Below are 19,204 nucleotides of genomic sequence, written 5' to 3'. Positions count from 1 at the left end.
GCGCCCGACGGGCCCGCCCACGCAAGGAGTCCCCATGCCCCTGAACGACTTCGAGCGCCACCCCCTCCTGTTCGGCCCCAGCCCCGTGCACCCCCTGGACCGGCTCAGCAAGCACCTTGGCGGCCCGCGCGTCTGGGCCAAGCGGGAGGACTGCAACGCCGGGCTCGCCTTCGGCGGCAACAAGACCCGCAAGCTGGAGTATCTGATCCCCGACGCGCTCGCCCAGGGCGCGGACACGCTCGTCAGCATCGGCGGCGTGCAGTCCAACCACACTCGGCAAGTGGCCGCGGTCGCCGCCAAGTTGGGCCTGAAAGCCGTACTGGTGCAGGAGAGCTGGGTGGACTGGCCCGACGCGGTCAACGACAAGGTCGGCAACATCCTGCTGTCCCGGATCATGGGCGCCGACGTACGCCTGGTCGAGGCCGGGTTCGGCATCGGCTTCAAGGACAGCTGGCAGCAGGCCCTGGAGGACGTACGCGCCGCGGGCGGCACCCCCTACGCGATCCCGGCTGGCGCCTCCGACCATCCGCTCGGCGGCCTCGGCTTCGCGAACTGGGCGTACGAAGTGGAGCAGCAGGAGCGCGAGTTGGGCGTCTTCTTCGACACGGTCGTGGTGTGCAGCGTCACCGGCAGCACACACGCGGGCATGATCGCCGGGTTCGCGGGCCAGGACCGGCCGCGCCGGGTGATCGGCATCGACGCCTCGGCGAAGATCGACGAGACCCGCGCCCAGGTGGCGAAGATCGCCCGCAACACCGCCGAACTCATCGGCCTCGGACGGGAGTTGCGTGACGACGAGATCACCGTTCTGGAGGGCTGGGCCGGTGACCGCTACGGCATCCCGGTCGATTCCACCGTGGACGCGATCCGGCTGACCGGCGAACTGGAGGGCGTGATCCTCGACCCGGTGTACGAGGGCAAGTCGATGGCCGGGCTCATCGACCTCGTACACGGCGGGGACATCCCCAAGGACTCGAACGTCCTCTACGCCCATCTCGGCGGTCAGCCGGCCCTCAATGCCTACAGCGGCGCCTTCCACTGATCGGTGACCCACTCGCGGAACGTCCGCGCGGGCACCCCGAGGATGTCGGCCACCGTCGATGTCACGTACGCCGGGTGCCCTTCGCTCGCGCCCCACGCGTCGAGCAGCATGTCGACGACCGGCCGCGGCCAGACACCTTCGGTCGCGCGCCGGAACCCGTCCGGCGTCAGCTCCTCGAACGGGACCGGGCGGCCGATGACGTCGCCGATCACGCGCACCTGCTCGGCGTGGGTGAGCGCCTCGGGGCCCGTGAGGACGTAGTCGCCGCCGGTGTGCCCGTCCTCGTACAGGGTGCGGGCCGCCACGGCGGCGAGGTCGCGCTCGTCGATCGGGGCGGTCTCCGCGGCGGCGTAGGGCCATCGGACGGGTTCGCCCGCACTGATCGCCGGCTCCCACCACAGGCGCACGTTCGAGGCGAACATGCCGGGCCTGAGGATCGTGGCATCGAGCCCCGAGTCCGCGATCAGGCGCTCGATCCCGGCGTGCAGTTCGGCCATCGGGTTGGGCTGCCGGAAGAACGGGTGCGGTGTGCGGTGCGGCGAGGAGAGGAGGACGATCCTTCGCGTGTGGGCCGCGATCCGCTCGATGACGGCCCCTGCCGTGGCGGGCGGCGCCGTCCACAGGAGGAACACCGAGCGCACGCCGCGCAGCGCGCGGTCGAGCGAGGCGGGCTCGGCGAAGTCGCCCGCCACGACCTCGACCCCGTCCGGGAGGTCCGCGGCCGCGGGATCGCGCGTGAGCGCCCGCACGGGCACGCCCGCGGCCAGGAGTTCGTCGACCACCGCGCGGCCGATCCGCCCGGTGGCTCCTGTCACGAGGACGGGGCGTGCCCCGTCGTGCTCCACGTCCGTCTGCTGCGCCTTGTAGATCATCACGGCAGACATCATAACGTAACCGAGTTACATTTTTTACTCGGTAAACCTCATGGTGTGACGATCGCGAAGTCCAGGTCGCCGGGGTCCAGCACCGAGGCGAGCCGGGCCAGCGCCGAAACATCGCCCTCGGCCCGGACACCCGCTCGCTCAAGACCCTCCGATGTGAGACCGGTGACAGCGAGGCGCGCCAGTACCGGGGCCGTGGTGGTGAGGCTGACGTCGGCCGCGGTCCTCTGCGGTGCGGAACTGTAGGTGAGCACCCCGTTGGCGAGGCGGACCCTGTAGCGCTCGTCGACGTCGGTGAGCAGGATGTCGACGGCGAGCTTCTCGTTCCACGCCTTGGGGCCGTCGACCTGGATGGCGAGGGCGTCGAACAGCCTGGTCGGAGAGAGATTCGCGATGAGGTCCGGCGACGCGGCGACCGCGGGCGTGCCGAACCGGCCTTCGCGCAGTTCGGTGGCGCCGGAGAGGAAGAAGTTGCGCCATACGCCGTTCTCCGCGCCGTAGCCGAGCTGTTCGAGGGTGTCGGCGAGCAGTGTTCGGGCGGCGGCGTGCCCGGGCTCCGCGAAGACGACGTGGCTGAGCACCTCGGCCGCCCAGCGAAAGTCCCCGGTGTCGAAGGAGCCGCGGGCCTTGGTCACGACGGCGTCGGCGCCGCCCATGAACTCGACGTAGCGCTTGCCGGCCTCGACGGACGGGTGCTGCCACAGATGGGCCGGGTTGCCGTCGAACCAGCCCATGTAACGCTGATAGATGGCCTTGACGTTGTGGCTGACGGAGCCGTAGTAGCCGTGGGTGTTCCAGGCGTTCTCCAGGGCCGGGGGCAGTTCGAGGTGCTCGGCGATCTCGCTGCCGGTCCAGCCTTTGTTGATCAGGCGCAGGGACTGGTCGTGGAGGTAGCCGTACAGATCCCGCTGGGTCTCCAGGAATGCGATGGCACGCTCCCGGCCCCAGGTCGGCCAGTGGTGCGAGGCGAACACGACGTCCGTCCCGTCGCCGAACAGGTCGATCGTCTCGGTGATCGCATGCGACCAGACATGCGGGTCACGCACCACGGCGCCGCGCAGGGTCAGCAGGTTGTGCAGCGTGTGAGTGGCGTCCTCCGCGGTGCACAGGGCCCTGAAGTCGGGGAAGTGGACGAGGAGTTCGGCCGGGGCCTCGGTGTCGGGCGCCATCTGGAAGACCATGCGCACCCCGTCGACGGTCTCCTCCTGACCCGTCGTGGTGATGGTCACGGTCGGCGGGATCAGGGTCACGGTGCCGGTCGAGTTGGTCTGGCCGAGCCCGGCGCCGACCTGCCCCTGCGGACCGCGCGCGAGCGCCGCCCCGAACATGTAGGCGGCGCGGCGGGCCATCGCGGTACCCGCGTACACGTTCTCGGCCACGGCGTGCTCGGTGAAGCCCTCCGGCGCGATCACGGGCACCCGCCCGGCGTCGACGTCCTCCTGCGTGGTGACACCCTTGACGCCGCCGAAGTGGTCGACGTGCGAGTGGGTGTAGAGGACGCCGGTGACTGGGCGCTCGCCGCGGTGCTCCCGGTACAGGGCGAGGGCCGCCGCCGCGGTCTCGGTCGAGATCAGCGGGTCGATCACGATCACACCGGTGGCACCCTCGACGAACGTGATGTTCGACAGGTCGAGACCGCGCACCTGATAGATGCCCTCGACGACCTCGAACAGGCCCTGCTGCGCGACGAGTTGGGACTGCCGCCACAGGCTGGGGTTCACCGTGTCGGGCGCCTCGGCCCCGAGGAAGGCGTACGTGTCGTTGTCCCAGACGACGGTGCCGTCCGCGGCCTCGACGGCGCTGGGCGTCCGCCGGGCGATGAGCCCCCGTGCGGCGTCCTCGAAGTCCTGGGTGTCCTCGAACGGGAGGCGCGAGCGCAGGTCCGCCTGGTTCCGGTTGATGATCGGCTGCGCGGGATGGGACGGGACCTTGGGTGACTCTTTGGGCGTTGAAGTCATATCGCCAGATTCGCACTCTTACGACTCGACCGTCAGGCCCGACCCGCATCCACATCGGTACGCCAACTACCCCCCGCCACACCCTCCCCAGGCGTACAACCAGCTGTTGTCCTTGCCCGCCAAGAACGTTGTTTGATCCGGGTATCCACCGCTCGCTTTGATGACTGCACCCAAGCCGTCCGTAGTGAGGAACCGTCATGCCCGAGCAGGATCGCGTCTACGTCCGCACACCCGAGTTCGCGCGCGTGGCCGAGCGCATCGAGTACGTCACCACGCTGACCTCACGGCTGAACGTCCTGCCCTTCGACGACAAGACCACACGCGCGGCGCTGCTCTCCGACATCATCGGCAGGCCGATGCCCGAGTCCGTCACCGTCTATCCGCCCTTCTACACGGACTACGGCCTGCGCATCGAGTTCGGCGAGCACGTCTTCGTGAACCAGAGCTGCACGTTCTTCGACCAGGGCGGGATCCGCCTGGGCGACGGCGTGCTGATCGGACCGAAGACCAACCTGATCTCCTCCAACCACCCGATCCGCGGGTCCGAGCGCCCCGAGTACTACACGCGGGCGCCCGTCACGATCGGGGACAACGCATGGCTCGGCGCGGCGGTGACGGTACTGCCCGGTGTCACGATCGGCCACGGCGCCGTGGTCGGCGCCGGCACCGTCGTCACCAAGGACGTACCACCGAACACGCTGGTGACCGGCCCCGCGGCGGCCGAGCGCAAACACTGGGAGGACTGACCCCGGGGACACCCCCATGAGCCCCGGCCCGCTCTACGCGCGCCCGCTCCCCGTGACCGTGATGCGGAAGGCGGGGTGATCGGCCGGATCCGGCAGCGCGTCGAAGGTCTTGGCGACGTTCGGGAGCTTGCCGAACTCCTTCAGGTAGGCCGCCATGAGCTCCGGGAGCTCGGCCGGTCCGACCTCGACCGCCGTGAACTGCTCGACGCGGCCGCGCCGGGTGAGACGGCCCGACTTGCTGGCGCGCAGGTTGCGGGACCACTCGGTGTCGCCGTAGGCCGCCAGCAGGTACTCCGCACCCCCGTGGTCGAGCACGGCCACGGAGGTCGAGCGCCAGGCGCCCGTGGTGCGGCCGGGGACCGAGAGCAGGCTGACCACCTTGGGCTTGACCAGGCGCGCCATGCGTCCCCCGATGACACGCGCCGCCCAGGGCGGACGCAGATAGTTCCTGGTGGACATGGTGGGACCTCTTCTCCTCCGTCGGGGGCGCCGTGACGTCCCTTCCCTGCCCTCCAAGAGTAGGCACCCCCTGCCGGTCCGGCTGATCCTGCTGAACCCGAAGACCGGACGGCCCGGGAATCAGCGCCGGCCGGCCGAGGCCGGCGAGGAGGCGTGAGCGTCAGCCGCAGCCGGGGCCGGTTCTACAGGCCCACGTCGCGGCTGTGGATGTCCTCCAATGACTCGCGGCGTACGAGGAGTCGGGCGCGCCCGTCGTGGACGGCGACCACCGGTGGCCTGCCAACTGCGTTGTAGCCGGAGGCCATCGACAGGTGGTAGGCGCCGGCCACCGGAACGGCGATCAGGTCGCCCGCCCGTACGTCGTCGGGGAGCCGGGCGTCGGCGGCGAGCACGTCACCGGCCTCGCAGTGCCGGCCGACGACCGTGACCGGGGCGAGGTCCGCGCTGCCCCTGCGGCCGACCAGGCGCGGCGCGTAGCGCACCCCGTACAGCGCGGGCCGCGGGTTGTCGCTCATGCCGCCGTCGACGGCGACGAAGGTGCGGCCGCCGGTGTGCTTGACGGACACGACGCGGTACAGGGCGACCCCCGCGGGCCCCACGACGGCCCGGCCCGGTTCGATGATCAGACGCGGCACGGTGAGCCCGGCCGCCGCGCACGCCTCGGCCAGCTCGGCGCGGACCTTGCGGGCCAGGCGGGTGAGGTCCATGGCCGGTTCGCCGGGGCGGTAGGCGACGCCATGTCCGCCGCCGATGTCCAACTCGCGCAGCGTGAGCCCGTGTTGCTCCTTCAGGCGGGCCATCAGGCCCGCCATGCGGCGCACCGCCGCCAGATACGGTTTGACGTCGGTGATCTGGGAGCCCAAGTGGCAGTGCAGGCCGGTGAGTTCGAGCTGCGGCTGGTCGAGGATGCGGGCGATGGCGTGCTGGGCGTAGCCGTCGCTGATGGACAGGCCGAACTTCTGGTCCTCGGTGCCGGTACGGATCTTGTCGTGGCCGCCCGCGCTGATGCCGGGGACCACGCGGACCATCACCTTCTGGTGGCCGTCGGGGCCGACCGCCGCGGCGATCCGGGCGATCTCGGAGGGGCTGTCGATGACGATGCGGCCCACCCCGTACCAGAGGGCCCGCTTCAGGTCGTGCGGGGTCTTGGCGTTGCCGTGCAGAACGATCCGGTCGGCGGGGAAGCCCGCGGCGACCGCGAGTTCCAACTCACCGGCCGAGCACACGTCGAGGCCGAGGCCCTCGTCCATCACCCAGTGCGCCATGGCCCGGCACAGGAACGCCTTGGCCGCGTAGTGGACCTCGGTCTCCGGGAAGGCGTCGCGGTAGGTCCGGCAGCGGCGGCGGACCTCGCCCTCGTCGAGTACGTACACGGGAGTGCCGTAGCGGCCCGCTACCTCCGCGAGCGACACACCGCCGACGGTCGCGTCGCCGGGGCGCGGTTCCGTGGTGGAGCTCGGCCACACCGACAGTTCCTCGGGAGTCGCGGTGGTGGTGACAGGTTCGTGAATGGTGGTCATCGTGTCGTCGCCCTTCCTCAGCCGATCCAGTACGACAGCGCCATGACGAGGGCGGCGATCCCGGCTCCCCGGAGCGTGCCTCTCGTGTGCGGGCTCCGTGTGTGGTGATTCGGACGCAAAACCGGTGCGGGAGCGGAGAGTTGCGGGTCCACCGTGACGGTGGCGGCGCCGAGCGGCGCGGTCATGTCGCGCAGGGCGGGCTCGGCCAGCCGGACCCACGGCTGGCCGGCGCCGAGGGTGGCGGTCAGCGCACGCTCGGAGGTGAAGCCGACGGCCGTACGGTCACCGAGCGGGGTGCGGAACAGCCGGGCGGCGCACCCGAGTGGGCCCGGCCGGACGGGAACGTAGAGGGGGCCGGCCGGGAACCGTTCGGAGGGTTCCGGGTCCTCGTCGTTCACGGGTTGTGCCATGGGATGCCTCCTGGAGAGTCCGGGGATGGTGGCTCACCGAGGACGCTATGCCCGCTCTCCCCCCACCCCCGGCACCGTCCTGACGGGACGCTGACGGTGATCGCGGCGATGCTGACGCGCTGCTGACAGGAGCCGCTCCGATGGTGGCCCGCAGCCGTCAGGAGTGCGCCAAGAAGCGACGGAACGGCTGGGCGCGGGCGACCGTACGAGGGTGGGATGGGTGAGGAGTCCAGCAGAGAACCGCCGACGGGGCGCCGCCCGGCGGTAGTTGACGGAGCGTGAAGCGATGACCGGTTCTGATGCGCCTCCGGCCCTGCCCGCAACCCGGGTCGTGGTGGGAGTGAACGGAACCCCGGGGAGCCGTGCCGCCCTGCGCCGGGCCGCCGACGAGGCCGGCCAGCGGCGGGCCGAACTCTGGGCGGTGCTCGCCTGGCAGCCACCCGGCGGAGAACTCCACGCGCGCCGGGCGCCCGCCGCCCCGCTCCCGGGCCTCGACTGGGAGAACCTCGCCCGGACGACGCTCGTCACCGCCGTCCGCGAGGTGTTCCCCGGAGGGCCGGGCGTTCCCCTGCGGGCCGTTCTGGCGCGTGGCACACCCGGCAGGGCCCTGGCCATGACCGCGGACCGGGAGGACGACCTCCTGGTCGTCGGCGCCGGACACCGCGGCAGGCTCCACCGGGCGCTCCGCCCCTCGGTGAGCCGCTACTGCGTCGCGCACGCCGCCTGCCCGGTCCTCACCGTTCCGTCGCCCCCGCTGGAGGCCGACCTCGCGATGGCGCACCGCCGCAATGTGTGGCGACTGCGCCTGGACACACGGCACTTCGCTCGGGAGACCACGCCGCCCGCGACGTGACGGCGGACGGGGCAGCGACCCCCGAAGACCGGGGTGTGGAGATCTACCGTCCTTCCGACACCCCCGGGCACCTCGACGTGGAGGCCTACCGCCCCTCCCACTCCGGCTTCCGCTTCTCCAGGAAAGCCGTCACGCCCTCCGCGAAGTCCCGGCTGCCGTAGACGCGGGCGTACAGGTCCTCGGCGTGGCCGGGGGCGGACGCGGCCAGCACGCGCCGGTCCGCCTCCTTCAGGGCCGCCAGGGTGAGTGGCGCGCAGCGGGCGATGTCCGCGGTGAGCTCCGCGAGGCATGTGTCCAGGTCGGCCGGGTCGACGATGTCGGCCACGAAACCGGACTCGAAGGCCTCCTTCGCCGTGATCAGGCGGGCGGCGAGGAGGGACCGCAGGGTGCGGGCGCGGCCGAGTCCCGCGTAGAGGCGGGAGATCATGGCGGGGGCGAGGCAGTTGCCGAGCGTGCGGCCGATGGGGGCGCCGAAGACGGCGTCCGGGGTGCACACCACCACGTCGCAGCAGCTCGCGAGCGCGCTGCCCGCGCCGACCGCCGGGCCCTCGACCGCGGCGACGACGGGCATCCGCATCGCCGCGAGCCGGTCGACGGCGAGGCCGACGCGACGCTCGTAGGCCACGCCGTCCTCCCCGCTGAAGTCACGGAACTCGCGGATGTCGGTGCCGGCCGCGAACGCCCGCCCGCCCGCTCCGCGGAGCACGGTCAGCCGGATGTCGGGGTCGGCGTCGATCTCCCGGCAGGCGCGCTCCAGTTGGTCGTACATGCGCAGGGTCAGGGCGTTGCGCCGGTCCGGGTTGACCAGGGTGAGGTGGGCGGCGTACGTGTCGGTTCCGGGAACCGCGTGGCGGGTCCAGGTGACGGAGCCGCCTCCCGCCTCATCGTCGGGCGTCAACTCCGTCCCCTTTCCTAGGAGTTCCTCGTTGTGCTCGCCGAGCACCGGCGGGTGGCGGCGCAGCCGGGCCGGGGTGCGGGCGAGTTTCACCGGGAAGCCGACGACGCGGCTGCGGCCGTCGACCGGGTGGTCGTACTCCTCGACCATGCCGCGGGCCCGCGCGTGCGGGTCGTGCTCGAGGATCTGCCCGTAGTCGAGGATCGGCCCCGAGGGGACGCCCGCGTCGAGGAGTTGGGCGACACACTCCTCGGTGCTGGTCGCCGCGAGCCGCCCTTCGAGGAGGGCGATCAGCTCGGCGCGGTGACCCATCCGGTCGGTGTTGGTCGCGAACCGTTCGTCGTCCGCGAGGTGTTGCAGGTCGAGGGCCTCGCACAGCCGCAGCCACAGCCGCTGGTTGTTCGCGGCGATGGTGGCATGGCCGTCCTTGGTGCGGACGACCTGGTAGGGCGCGGACATGCGGTGCGCGGAGCCGAGCCGCTGCGGGGGCTCGCCACCGGCGAAGTACTCGACCGACTCCCATACGGACATCGCCAACACCGCTTCGTACAGGGAGGTTTCGAGGTACTGCCCCTCCCCCGTGCGCAGCCGGTGGACGTGCGCGGCCGCGATGCTCAGCGCGCACAGCATGCCCGCGCCGAGGTCGCCCACCGGCAGCCCGCACTTGACCGGCGGCCCGTCCGGGTCGCCGGTGACACTGACGGCGCCCGCCATGCCCTGGGCGATGAGGTCGTAGCCGGGCCGGTCGGCGTACGGGCCGTACTGGCCGAAGCCGGAGATCGACGCGTAGATGATGTCGGGCCGTACCTCGCGGACGGCTTCGTAGCCGACACCGAGGCGGTCGGTGACACCGGGCCGGAAGTTCTCCACGACGACGTCCGCGTCGGCGACGAGCCGGAAGAACTCCGCGCGGTCGGCGTCGGTGCGCAGATTGAGGGTGACACTGCGCTTGTTGCGGTTGAGGGCGTGGAAGGCGGGGGTGTCGCTGCCGGGCCGTGGCGTGCCCATGGAGGTGCGGGTCTGGTCGCCGCCCTCCGGTGACTCGACCTTGATGACGTCCGCGCCGAGGTCGGCGAGCAGCATCGTGCAGTACGGACCCGCCATGACCTGGGTGAGGTCGAGGACGCGGACGCCGTCGAGCGCCCCTGCGGTGACGGTCATCGCAACACCTCCCGTATCAGCTGGAGCGGGTGCACCGCCGTGCGCTCCGTGCCGTGGTGGATCTGCTGGCGGCAGGAGACACCGGTGGCGGCGACCACGGTGTCGTCCGGTTCGGCCCGGACCGCGGGGAAGAGCCGGTCCTCGCCGACCGCCATGGATGTCTCGTAGTGCTCCGCCTCGAAGCCGAAGGAGCCCGCCATCCCGCAGCATCCGGCATCGAGTTCGACGACCTCGGCGCCCGGGATGCGCTGGAGGAGCGCCACGGTCGCCGCGGTGCCGACCTCCGCCTTTTGGTGGCAGTGCCCGTGGAAGAGGATGCGGCGACCCGCGGGCCCCGTGTCGTCCCGCAGTGGGAGCCTGCCGTCGTCGATGGCCTCGGTCAGCAGCTCCTCCAACTGCTTCACCCGTCCGGACACGTCGGCGACGGCCGGGTCGCCGGGCAGCAGGGCGTGGTGTTCGTCGCGCAGGGTCAGCAGGCAGGAGGGTTCGCAGCCGACGATGGGGCCGTCCCCCGCGTCCGCGAGGCGGTGCACGAGATCGCCTGCCTGTGCCTTCGCCTGGTCGAGCAGACCCTTGGAGAAGGCGGCGCGGCCGCAGCAGCCGCCGCTCTCCAACTGCACGTGCCAGCCCGCCCGTTCGAGGAGTTCGACGGCGGCGCGACCGACGTCCGGGTCGGTGTACGTGGTGAAGGAGTCGGCGAGGAGGGTCACGGTGCCCTGGCTTCCGGCCACGCTTCCCGGCCTGCGCCGGAACCACGTCACGAGGTTGCGGCGGGCGAACACGGGCAACGGCCGGGCGCTGGCTATACCGAGTCCGCGTTCCAACAGCCGCCTCGGCAAAGGGAGGTTGGAGATCGGAGCGGTCGCCGACCCCAGCCGGTTGAGGCGGCGGATGGCGCCGAACACCCGTGACCGGAGCGGCGTGCCGTGCTGCTCGTGATGGTGGGCCAGGGTCTCGGCCTTCAGCGTGGCCATGTCGACGCCGAGCGGGCACTCGCTCTTGCACGCCTTGCACATCAGGCACAGGTCGAGGACGTCGTGCAGCCCCTCGTCGCCCAGCGCCGCCTTCGGGTCGGGCTCGGAGAGCGCCTTGACCAGGGCGTTCGCGCGGCCGCGCGTGGAGTCGTGTTCGTGCTTGGTGACCATGTACGAGGGACACATCACGCCCGCGTCGCTCTTGCGGCACAGGCCGATGTTCATGCACCGGTCGGCGGCGCCGCGCATGTCGCCGCCTCCGACGACCTCGAAGTCGAGGTGGGTTCGCAGGGCCGGCGCGGGCGGCAGCGCCGCGTCGCGGAGGTGTTCGGTCATCGCCGGGGCGTCGACGATCTTGCCGGGGTTCAGCCGGTTCTCCGGGTCGAAGAGGCCCTTGACCTCGCGCATCGCCTCGTACAGGTCGTCGCCGTAGAGCTCGCGGTTGAACTCGCTGCGGGCCAGGCCGTCGCCGTGCTCGCTGGAGTTGACGCCGCCGTACTCCCGTACCAGTTCCTTGATCTCCTCGGCGACCGCGCGCATCGTCCGCACCTGGGCGGGGTCGGCGACGTCGACGAAGGGCCTGATGTGCAGACAGCCGACCGAACAGTGGCCGTAGAAACCGGCGTCGAGGCCGTGCCGGTCGAGGACCTGCTTGAAGCGGCGGGTGTACGCGGCGAGGTGCTGGGGGTCGACCGCGGTGTCCTCGATGAAGGCCAGCGGTCGCCGGGTGCCCTCGCTCGCGGCCATCAGCAGGCCGAGGCTGGACTTGCGGACCTTGAGCAGCCCGGACTGCTGGGCGGGGGTGACGGCCTGGAGCGTGTGGTAGCCGTGGCCGTGCCGCTTCCAGAGTGCGGTCAACTCCTGGAGCCGACGGCCGAGTTCGGTCTCGTCGTCACCGGTGAAGCTGACGAAGAGCAGGGCCTCCGGGTCTCCTTCGAGGATGTTTCCGAGGGAGGCGTACTCGATCTTCTGCCGGGAGAGGTCGAGGATCGTCCGGTCCATCATCTCGACGGCGGACGGATCGCAGGCGAGCGCGTCCTCGGTGGCCTCGATGGCTCCGGCGACGGAGGTGAAGTGACCGACGGCGATGACCGTGCGGGCGGGTTTGGGCACGAGGTCGACGAGGGCGCGGGTGGCGACGACGAGGGTGCCTTCCGAGCCGACGACGAACTTAGCGAGGTCGAAGGGGGCATCGCCGGAGCGGTCGGCGAGGCGGTCGAGGCGGTAGCCGCCGGAGCGCCGCCAGTACGCCGGGAAGCCTGTGGCGATCGCCCCGGCGCGCGCCTCCACGATCTTGGGGAGCTCGCGGTAGAGCCGCCCCTCCAGAGTGTCGAGGCCGGCCCGTCGGGCGCGCTCCTCCTCGTCGACGGGGGCAAGCCGGGCCGTGCTCCCGTCGGAGAGCACGACGTCGAGCTCCCGTACGTGGTCGATGGTCATGCCGTAGCGGATCGACCCGCTGCCCGCGGAGTTGTTGCCCGCCATGCCGCCGATGGTGGCGCGGTTGCTTGTCGAGGTGTCCGGGCCGAACATCAGGCCGTGCGGCGCGGCGGCCCGGTTCAACTGGTCCTGGACCACGCCGGGTTCGACGAGTGCGGTGCGCGCGTCGGCGTCGAGTTCGAGGATGCGGTGCATGTGCCGGGAGAGGTCGAGGACTAGGCCGGGGCCCACGGTCTGTCCGGCCAGGCTGGTCCCTGCGCCCCGGGGCACCAGCGGCACACCGTGCTCTGCGGCCGCCGCGACCGCGGCCCGCACGTCGTCGGCGTGGCGCGGGAAGACGACACCCTGCGGCTCGATCGCGTACATGCTGGCGTCGCGGGAGAACAGGTGCCGGGTGTAGTCGTCGAAGGCGACCTCGCCGTCGAGGTCGCGGCGCAGCGCGGCCTCGAGGTCACGGGCGGCGGTGCGGACTTCGCTGGGGGCCGTCATCGCAGTACCTCCAACGCCGCTTCGAGGCCGCCCCGTTGGACCGGGACTCCGGCGAGTTCGAGGCCCATCTGCACTCCGGCGAGCGTGCCCGCGAGGGTCAGGTCGTTGAAGTTGCCGAGGTGGCCGATGCGGAAGACACGGCCGGCGAGTTTTCCGAGGCCGGAGCCGAGTGACATGTCGAAGCGCTCCAGGATGATCTTGCGGAGCTTGTCGGCGTCGTGTCCTTCGGGCATCAGGACGGCCGTGAGCGAACCGGAGTGCTCGCGCTCGTCGGCGCACAGCACCTCAAGTCCCCAGCCGCCCACCGCGGCACGGGTGGCGGCGGCGTGCCGGGCATGCCGGGCGAAGACGTTCTCCAGGCCTTCCTCCTCCAGCATGCGCAGCGCCTCGTCCAGGCCGTAGAGCAGGTTGGTGGCCGGTGTGTACGGGAAGGCGCCCTTGGCGTTGGCGTCGATGATCGGCTGCCAGCGCCAGAAGGAGGCGGGGAGCCGGGCGGTCCGGGAGGCGGCGAGGGCCTTGTCGCTCACGGCGTTGAAGCTGAGGCCCGGCGGCAGCATCAGCCCCTTCTGTGAACCGGCGACGGTGACATCGACGCCCCATTCGTCGTGCCGGTAGTCGATGGAGCCGAGCGAGGAGATGGTGTCGACGAACAGCAGGGCGGGGTGGCCCACGGAGTCGATCGCCGCGCGCAGTTCGGGGATGCGGCTGGTGACACCGGTCGATGTCTCGTTGTGGACGACGCAGACCGCCTTGATCCGGTGGTCGGTGTCGGCGGCGAGCCGCTCGGCGAGCGCCTCCGGGTCCGCGCCGTGCCGCCAGTCACCGGGCAGGGCGTCGGTATCGGCGTCCAGGCCGAGGCCGCGGGCCATCTCGCGCCAGAGGACGGCGAAGTGCCCGGTCTCGAAGGACAGCACCCGGTCGCCGGGGCTGAGCGTGTTGACCAGCGCGGCCTCCCAGGCACCGGTGCCGGAGGCGGGGTAGACGACGACGGGCCCCGCCGTACCGAACACCGGTTTGAGCGCGGCCAGCAGACGCTTCGTCAGCTCGGCGAACTCCGGGCCACGGTGGTCGATGGTGGGCGCCGCCATGGCGCGCAGGACCCGGTCGGGGACGTTGGTGGGGCCGGGGATCTGCAGGAAGTGGCGGCCGGTGCGGAGCGTCATGCGGTTCGACTCCTCAAGGTGTTGTGCCGTGAGATGGCACGCCGTACCGTGAAGCGGCACATGGAGCGTAGGCTTCCCCTCGCCGACGCGTCAACGGCCGCGTACGGGTCGCCGGTTGGGACCAAAGACCGCGTACCGGCCCCGGTTGGGATCAACGGATGCGTGAGGACTCGCGATGATGCAGAACGTGGCCAACACCCTGCGGGCACTGGAGGAAGTTGCGGCCATGCAGCCCGTCGGCGTCGCCGACCTGGCCAGGGCCCTCGACCTGCCGAAGAGCTCCGTCCAGCGCTCGCTCGTCACGCTGCACACCACGGGCTGGATCCGCCCCGCCGGAGGAACCCCCACCCGCTGGGTGGTGACCACCAAGGCGCTGCACGTCGGACGGCACGCCACCGACGAGCTGGGCCTGCGCGACGCGGCGCTTCCGGTGATGGAGGAGCTGCGCCAACGGACCGACGAGACGGTCCACTTGGCGGTGCGCGAGGGCGGCAGGGTACTGCTGGTCGAGCGGCTCCAGACCAGCAAGGCCGTGCGCATCATCCTGCCGCTCGGCCAGGACCTCCCGATGCACGCCTCGGCCAACGGCAAGGCGGTGCTCGCCGCCGACCCCGACGACGCGGTCGAGCAGTACCTCGACGAAGGACTGCCGCGCTACACCGGCACCACGGTCACCGACCGGGAGCAACTCCTGGCGGAGGTACGGGAGATCAGGGCGCGGGGCTACGCGACGAACTCGGGCGAGTGGCGCGCGGATGTCTCGGCGGTAGCCTCGGCCGTACTCGGGGCGGGGGGCCTGCCGGTGGCCAGCGTGAGTGTCAATGTGCCGACGAGCCGGATGACGGAGGACGCGGCCGCCGCCTTCGGCGGCCTGGTGCAGGAGGCGGCGCGCACCATCAGCGCCCGAATCTCCTGATGTGCAAGGTGTCTTGACGTCCCATCAGACGCCTTCCATACTCTCGCCCCAACCCGAGACCCAGATTCCGGATTCCGGAATGTCCTGAACGTGTGGTGACCACCGACCGAAGGCGAGGAAGCCTCGTGTCAGATCAAGTCATCTCCATCATCGGCCTTGTGCTCGTGTTCGTCATTGCAACCTTCACCAAGGTACACATGGGCGTCATCGCCATCGTCGCCGCGTTCGTCGTCGGCACGGCCGTCGCCGGAGAGTCGGCGGACGAGCTGTTTGCCGGCTTTCCCGGCGATCTGTTCGTGGTGCTCGTCGGCGTCACACTTTTGTTCGCGATCGCCAAGAACAACGGCACGGTGGACTGGCTCGTCCAGGCCTCGACGCGTGCCGTGCGCGGCAGAATCGCCCTCATCCCCTGGGTGATGTTTCTGATCACGGGGGCCCTGACGGCCTCCGGCGCGGTCGTCCCCGGTGCGGTGGGCATCATGGCGCCCATCGGCATGGGCTTCGCCGTGCGGCACAAGATCAACCCGATCCTGATGGGCCTGCTCATCATCAACGGTGCCAGCGCCGGCGGCTTCTCGCCGATCAGCATCTTCGGCACCATCACCAACGGCGTGGTGCAGCGGGAGGACCTGCCCGGCAGCGAGGGCATGCTCTTCCTGACCTCGTTCCTCTTCAATCTCGCGCTCAGCGTGGTCGTCTTCTTCCTGTTCGGCGGCCGCAAGCTGCTGGGCCGTCGGGCGGAGGTCCCGGCCGGTGCGCCGGGTGAGGGAGGGGGCGCCCCGGCAGACACCACGGGCGGTGGCACCCCCGCCGCATCGGTCCCGGCCCCGGCGGGCGAGCGCGTACCGTCGCCGACTCCGGCGGGCGGCCCGGAAGCAGCGCAGACCCCGACCAGCGGCCAACTGACGGCGCCCACGGCCGCCCCGCCGAAACCCCGGCCGCCGACCCCTGACACCGAGGAGATCCTCCGCCTCGACCCCGTCCGCGCGCTCACCGTGCTCGGGGTGATCAGCCTGGCCCTCGGCTCGCTCGCCTTCGACCTCGACGTGGGCCTGATGGCCTTCGTGGTCTCGGCCGTCCTGTGCCTCGTCTCCCCCGCCTCCGCGAAGGGAGCCGTCGAACGCTGCGCCTGGCCCACCGTCCTGCTGGTCTGCGGCATCGTGATGTACGTCAGCCTGATGGACAAGATGGGCACCATCAAGTGGGCCGGCGAGAGCGTCAGCGACCTCGGCACGCCCCTGGTGTCGGCGCTGCTCATCTGCGTGATCGGCGGCGTGGTGTCCGCGTTCGCGTCCACGACGGGCATCCTCGGCGCCCTCATCCCGCTGGCCGTCCCGTTCCTCGCCGGGGGCGAGATCGGTGCGATCGGCATGATCAGCGCCCTGGCGATCTCGTCCTCCGTGGTGGACTCCTCACCGTTCTCCACCAGTGGAGCGCTGACCGTGGCCAGCGCTCCGGAGGAGATGCGGGACACCGTCTTCCGACGGCTGATGGCATGGGGCCTGAGCATGACCGTGATCGCCCCGCTCGCGACGTGGGTCATCCTCGTGATCCCCGGCCAGTTGTGACGGCGCGGCGACCGGGACCGTTCAGCGGGTCAACTGCCTGAGTGCGACGTTGAGTTCGAGGACGTTGACCTGCGGCTCGCCCATGAATCCGAGGTCCCGGCCGGGATGTCGGAGGCCTTCACCTTGTACGTGGCCGTGGTGTTGTCCTCGACGACGGCGGCCTTGGCGGACTCGACCTGCTTGATCAGCTCTTCGCCCGTTGACGGCTCCCATACGCCGCCGTGTGCGCCCTTGACGCCTCTCTTACGGCGAGAGGGCGCGGGCGGCGGTCGTGGAACGGTGCCGGGAGTGTCCGGGAGCTGTCACATTCGGCGCCAGGACCTGGTTCGCGGGGCCCGGCAGGCGCATCGTCGATGTACGGGGGCAGCCCTCCAGGACCGCCCTACCGGCCGACCTCGGAGGTTCGCCATGTGTTTCCACCGCCCCACGTGCCCGCACCCCGAGCATGTCGTCGCCGCCCACCCCGAACAGGGCTGGAGCCTGTGCTGCGACGGCACGATCGTCTTCGACGACACCGGCGAGCTGCGGCCCGACGGGGGCGTCGTGGCCCCGCACCGCTCGTACCCGGTGCAGCGGCTGGTCGTCGCGGCCTGAGAGTGACCGGCCGCCCCTCTCCCTCAGGCCCAGATGGCGGCCGCGAGCGCCGCGCCCGTGAAGGCGGCGCCGAGCCCTGCCGCGACACTGGCGACGACGTTGACGGCGGCGTAGAAGCGCGCCCCGCGCTCGGCCAGGCGCAGAGTCTCGTAGGAGAACGTGGAGTACGTCGTCAACGCCCCGCACAGGCCGGTGCCGAGCAGCAGTTGGACCTGGGAAGAGGCGCCGCCGGCCGCGACGGCGCCGGTGACCAGGCCGAGGATCAGGGACCCCGCCACATTGACGGTGAACGTGCCCCAGGGGAACACCGTGTCGTGCCGGGACTGGACGGTGCGGTCGGTGAGATAGCGCAGCGGGGCCCCGACCATCGCGCCCACGATCACCAGCAGCCAGTTCACGCCTCGCCCCCGTCCGTGTTGCCGGTTGTCACCGCTGCCTCCACTCGATGGCGCGGCGGGTCAGCCCCGCCGCGGCCCATACCGACGCGAGCGCCACGCACGCGGTCAGGGCCAAGTAGCCGAGGGCGGTGCGCGGATGGCCTTCGACGATCAGGTTCCGGATGTCCACGGCGTACGTGGAGAAGGTCGTGAAGCCGCCGAGGACGCCGGTGCCGAAGAACGGGCGGACGAGGCGGTGGGCCGCCCAGACGTCGCTGATGACGACCATGAAGACGCCGATCACGGCGCAGCCGATCGCGTTGACGACGAGCGTCGTCCAGGGGAAGGCGCCGCTCGCCGTGGGCCACAGCAGGCTCGCCCCGTAGCGGGCGCTCGCGCCGACCGCGCCGCCGAGCGAGACCACGGCGACGACGGGGCCCTGCCCCTGCCAGGCGGTTGTGCGCGGTTGGGGAACATGCGGGTCCGCGTCCGGATCGACGGGGTCGTTCACCATCGGACTGCGGGCCTCTCCTCTGTACATCTCCTGCTCACCAGCCACACACGTTACGGGGGTGCGTCCTCGCACATCGGCACCGGCCCGCACGATTTCGCAGATTGACGGACGCGCGACACTACGATGTCGGCAAAACGGGCATCACCGTAATAGCCCCATTCCGCTCCCTCCCCTGCCTTGCGCTGTGCGCGCTCGGAAAGGACGGCTCAAGCGTGGCCACTCCCCCTCCCCCTGTCCTGCGGCCTGCCCTGCGACGCCGACTCCCCGTACGGAAATGGTTTGCGCTCGTTCCGCTCGTCCTGGTCGCCGGGTGGGTGGCCTGGAACTGGCCCCTGTTCACCGCGGGGCTCACGCAGCTGCGCGGCGCGGATACCGGCTGGCTGCTGGCCGCCGCCGTGGTCACGGTCACGTGCTGGCTGCCGGTGTGTCTGCTGCGGCAGGGCGCGGTGCTCGAACCGCTGCCCGTGGGGCGGCTGTTCGCCTCGCAGGTCGCCGCGGGTTCCGCCAATCACCTGCTGCCCGCGGGGCTCGGCGCGCACGTGGTGAATTTGCGGTTCATGCGCTCCTGCGGAATACCCTCGACCCGCGCCTGCGCCGCGCTGGCGCTGTACTCGCTGGCTCAACCCATCGGCCGATACGCCCTGTTGATCACGCTGATGGCGGCCTCGCCGGACGCGCTGCCGCTGGGTGGGCTGATGTCGGCCGAGCGGGGTGGCCTGGCGGTGCTGCTGCTCGTCGCGGCGGTCACCGTCGCGGCGGGGGTGCTGTGGTGGGTGCGGCCCCTGCGCGCGGCCGTCCGGGGCTTCCTGGCCACCGCGCTGACCGACGTCCGCGCCCTGCACGCCCGGCCCGCCCGCGCGCTGGCCCTGTGGTGCGGGGCGGTCGGCTTTCCCGCGTTGCAGGCCACCGTCATGGTCGCGGTGGCACGCTCCCTGCAGATGCCGGTGCCGTCGCTGGACATCGCCCTCGCGTATCTCACGGCCTCGGTGGTGGCCGGGGTGCTGCCGACGCCGGGCGGGATCGGGTCCGTCGAGGCGGCGCTCACCCTCACGCTCGTCGGCGCGGGGTCACCGGTCGTCGAGGCGACCGCCGCGGTCGTCGGCTTCCGCCTGCTCACGGTCTGGGGGCCGCTGCTGCCCGGCGCTCTGGTGCTGGCCGCGCTGGTGCGCCGCAAAGTGATCTGACGACCGCCGGGCGCCGGTCCGTTGCGCGAGGTCGTGCGGGACCCGACTTGGTACATTCGCGAC

General features: G+C 71.4%; 17 protein-coding genes and 1 pseudogene. 7 read left to right on the top strand and 11 right to left on the bottom strand.

What is annotated here, in order from left to right; translation table 11 throughout:
- The first annotated feature begins 34 nt into the window (after nucleotides 1–34).
- On the top strand, nucleotides 35–1,042 hold the full coding sequence (locus OHA73_RS42465) for a 1-aminocyclopropane-1-carboxylate deaminase (protein WP_327658015.1): 1,008 nt from the start codon (nucleotides 35–37) through the stop codon (nucleotides 1,040–1,042).
- Here OHA73_RS42465 and OHA73_RS42460 read toward each other — a convergent pair.
- Both OHA73_RS42460 and OHA73_RS42455 read right to left on the bottom strand, forming a co-directional pair.
- Entirely contained in the window at nucleotides 1,021–1,914 is an 894-nt protein-coding gene (locus tag OHA73_RS42460) for an NAD(P)H-binding protein (RefSeq protein ID WP_327658632.1), read from the bottom strand. The two genes, OHA73_RS42465 and OHA73_RS42460, sit on opposite strands and share 22 nt — an antisense overlap.
- 50 nt (nucleotides 1,915–1,964) lie before the next feature.
- Nucleotides 1,965–3,881: an alkyl/aryl-sulfatase gene (locus OHA73_RS42455; protein WP_327658014.1), complete on the bottom strand. Its 1,917-nt coding sequence runs from the start codon at nucleotides 3,879–3,881 to the stop codon at nucleotides 1,965–1,967.
- A gap of 197 nt (nucleotides 3,882–4,078) precedes the next feature.
- On the opposite strand from OHA73_RS42455, the gene OHA73_RS42450 reads away from it, so the two are divergent.
- Nucleotides 4,079–4,627, top strand: a complete 549-nt coding sequence (locus tag OHA73_RS42450; RefSeq protein WP_266724439.1) for a sugar O-acetyltransferase — start codon at nucleotides 4,079–4,081, stop codon at nucleotides 4,625–4,627.
- A 33-nt stretch (nucleotides 4,628–4,660) separates the two neighbouring features.
- Here OHA73_RS42450 and OHA73_RS42445 read toward each other — a convergent pair whose 3' ends face one another.
- The 3 genes from OHA73_RS42445 to OHA73_RS42435 form a co-directional block, all read right to left on the bottom strand.
- Nucleotides 4,661–5,086 (bottom strand): nitroreductase/quinone reductase family protein, encoded by a 426-nt coding sequence (locus tag OHA73_RS42445; protein WP_327658013.1) that lies wholly within the window; start codon nucleotides 5,084–5,086, stop codon nucleotides 4,661–4,663.
- A 182-nt stretch (nucleotides 5,087–5,268) separates the two neighbouring features.
- The gene (lysA, locus tag OHA73_RS42440) at nucleotides 5,269–6,606 is read right to left on the bottom strand and encodes a diaminopimelate decarboxylase (RefSeq protein ID WP_327658012.1); all 1,338 of its coding nucleotides are present in this window, start codon (nucleotides 6,604–6,606) and stop codon (nucleotides 5,269–5,271) included.
- A 17-nt stretch (nucleotides 6,607–6,623) separates the two neighbouring features.
- On the bottom strand, nucleotides 6,624–7,016 hold the full coding sequence (locus tag OHA73_RS42435; protein ID WP_267073504.1) for an SAV_915 family protein: 393 nt from the start codon (nucleotides 7,014–7,016) through the stop codon (nucleotides 6,624–6,626).
- A 286-nt stretch (nucleotides 7,017–7,302) separates the two neighbouring features.
- Between OHA73_RS42435 and OHA73_RS42430 the strand changes: the two genes are divergently transcribed.
- The gene (locus tag OHA73_RS42430; protein ID WP_327658011.1) at nucleotides 7,303–7,869 is read left to right on the top strand and encodes a universal stress protein; all 567 of its coding nucleotides are present in this window, start codon (nucleotides 7,303–7,305) and stop codon (nucleotides 7,867–7,869) included.
- An 85-nt stretch (nucleotides 7,870–7,954) separates the two neighbouring features.
- Here OHA73_RS42430 and OHA73_RS42425 read toward each other — a convergent pair whose 3' ends face one another.
- From OHA73_RS42425 to OHA73_RS42415, 3 genes are read right to left on the bottom strand one after another with little or no spacing between them, the layout of a single operon-like run.
- Nucleotides 7,955–9,925 (bottom strand): enoyl-CoA hydratase, encoded by a 1,971-nt coding sequence (locus tag OHA73_RS42425; protein WP_327658010.1) that lies wholly within the window; start codon nucleotides 9,923–9,925, stop codon nucleotides 7,955–7,957.
- A complete protein-coding gene (locus tag OHA73_RS42420; RefSeq protein WP_327658009.1) occupies nucleotides 9,922–12,825 on the bottom strand; it encodes an FAD-binding and (Fe-S)-binding domain-containing protein in 2,904 nt (967 codons plus the stop codon). Before OHA73_RS42420 ends, OHA73_RS42425 begins: the two co-directional genes overlap by 4 nt.
- Entirely contained in the window at nucleotides 12,822–13,988 is a 1,167-nt protein-coding gene (locus OHA73_RS42415; protein WP_327658008.1) for a pyridoxal-phosphate-dependent aminotransferase family protein, read from the bottom strand. The genes OHA73_RS42420 and OHA73_RS42415 overlap by 4 nt, the downstream gene beginning before the upstream one ends.
- Before the next feature lie 175 nt (nucleotides 13,989–14,163).
- Between OHA73_RS42415 and OHA73_RS42410 the strand changes: the two genes are divergently transcribed.
- Both OHA73_RS42410 and OHA73_RS42405 read left to right on the top strand, forming a co-directional pair.
- Nucleotides 14,164–14,904, top strand: a complete 741-nt coding sequence (locus OHA73_RS42410) for an IclR family transcriptional regulator (protein WP_327658007.1) — start codon at nucleotides 14,164–14,166, stop codon at nucleotides 14,902–14,904.
- A 125-nt stretch (nucleotides 14,905–15,029) separates the two neighbouring features.
- Nucleotides 15,030–16,472 (top strand): SLC13 family permease, encoded by a 1,443-nt coding sequence (locus OHA73_RS42405; protein WP_327658006.1) that lies wholly within the window; start codon nucleotides 15,030–15,032, stop codon nucleotides 16,470–16,472.
- A 21-nt stretch (nucleotides 16,473–16,493) separates the two neighbouring features.
- Here OHA73_RS42405 and OHA73_RS42400 read toward each other — a convergent pair.
- Nucleotides 16,494–16,666, bottom strand: a pseudogene (locus OHA73_RS42400) (potassium-transporting ATPase subunit C); the annotation flags it as partial.
- A 214-nt stretch (nucleotides 16,667–16,880) separates the two neighbouring features.
- Between OHA73_RS42400 and OHA73_RS42395 the strand changes: the two are divergent.
- A complete protein-coding gene (locus OHA73_RS42395) occupies nucleotides 16,881–17,066 on the top strand; it encodes a DUF5999 family protein (RefSeq protein WP_266724424.1) in 186 nt (61 codons plus the stop codon).
- Between the two features lie 23 nt (nucleotides 17,067–17,089).
- Here OHA73_RS42395 and crcB (OHA73_RS42390) read toward each other — a convergent pair whose 3' ends face one another.
- Nucleotides 17,090–17,464 (bottom strand): fluoride efflux transporter CrcB, encoded by a 375-nt coding sequence (gene crcB, locus OHA73_RS42390; protein ID WP_266724423.1) that lies wholly within the window; start codon nucleotides 17,462–17,464, stop codon nucleotides 17,090–17,092.
- 28 nt (nucleotides 17,465–17,492) lie between these two features.
- Nucleotides 17,493–17,957, bottom strand: a complete 465-nt coding sequence (gene crcB, locus OHA73_RS42385) for a fluoride efflux transporter CrcB (RefSeq protein ID WP_266724422.1) — start codon at nucleotides 17,955–17,957, stop codon at nucleotides 17,493–17,495.
- Between the two features lie 212 nt (nucleotides 17,958–18,169).
- Here crcB (OHA73_RS42385) and OHA73_RS42380 point away from each other — a divergent pair, with 212 nt between their 5' ends.
- Nucleotides 18,170–19,141, top strand: coding sequence for a lysylphosphatidylglycerol synthase transmembrane domain-containing protein (locus tag OHA73_RS42380; RefSeq protein ID WP_266724420.1), 972 nt, complete (start codon nucleotides 18,170–18,172; stop codon nucleotides 19,139–19,141).
- Nucleotides 19,142–19,204: the final 63 nt, after the last annotated feature.

Origin of the sequence: Streptomyces sp. NBC_00483, assembly GCF_036013745.1 — a bacterium.
In the GTDB taxonomy this organism is placed as follows: Bacteria; Actinomycetota; Actinomycetes; order Streptomycetales; family Streptomycetaceae; genus Streptomyces.
Note: the sequence above shows the minus strand (reverse complement) of the source record. Positions and strands in the feature narration are given on the sequence as shown.

Excerpts from the sequence above, each read along its gene's own strand:
- OHA73_RS42430 (WP_327658011.1), top strand. The coding sequence starts at position 7,303 with ATGACCGGTTCTGATGCGCCTCCGGCCCTGCCCGCAACCCGGGTCGTG.
- OHA73_RS42425 (WP_327658010.1), bottom strand. The coding sequence starts at position 9,925 with ATGACCGTCACCGCAGGGGCGCTCGACGGCGTCCGCGTCCTCGACCTC.
- OHA73_RS42465 (WP_327658015.1), top strand. The coding sequence starts at position 35 with ATGCCCCTGAACGACTTCGAGCGCCACCCCCTCCTGTTCGGCCCCAGC.
- OHA73_RS42415 (WP_327658008.1), bottom strand. The coding sequence starts at position 13,988 with ATGACGCTCCGCACCGGCCGCCACTTCCTGCAGATCCCCGGCCCCACC.
- OHA73_RS42395 (WP_266724424.1), top strand. The coding sequence starts at position 16,881 with ATGTGTTTCCACCGCCCCACGTGCCCGCACCCCGAGCATGTCGTCGCC.
- OHA73_RS42455 (WP_327658014.1), bottom strand. The coding sequence starts at position 3,881 with ATGACTTCAACGCCCAAAGAGTCACCCAAGGTCCCGTCCCATCCCGCG.
- crcB (WP_266724422.1), bottom strand. The coding sequence starts at position 17,957 with ATGGTGAACGACCCCGTCGATCCGGACGCGGACCCGCATGTTCCCCAA.
- lysA (WP_327658012.1), bottom strand. The coding sequence starts at position 6,606 with ATGACCACCATTCACGAACCTGTCACCACCACCGCGACTCCCGAGGAA.
- OHA73_RS42435 (WP_267073504.1), bottom strand. The coding sequence starts at position 7,016 with ATGGCACAACCCGTGAACGACGAGGACCCGGAACCCTCCGAACGGTTC.
- OHA73_RS42445 (WP_327658013.1), bottom strand. The coding sequence starts at position 5,086 with ATGTCCACCAGGAACTATCTGCGTCCGCCCTGGGCGGCGCGTGTCATC.
- OHA73_RS42410 (WP_327658007.1), top strand. The coding sequence starts at position 14,164 with ATGATGCAGAACGTGGCCAACACCCTGCGGGCACTGGAGGAAGTTGCG.
- OHA73_RS42460 (WP_327658632.1), bottom strand. The coding sequence starts at position 1,914 with ATGATCTACAAGGCGCAGCAGACGGACGTGGAGCACGACGGGGCACGC.
- OHA73_RS42450 (WP_266724439.1), top strand. The coding sequence starts at position 4,079 with ATGCCCGAGCAGGATCGCGTCTACGTCCGCACACCCGAGTTCGCGCGC.
- OHA73_RS42420 (WP_327658009.1), bottom strand. The coding sequence starts at position 12,825 with ATGACGGCCCCCAGCGAAGTCCGCACCGCCGCCCGTGACCTCGAGGCC.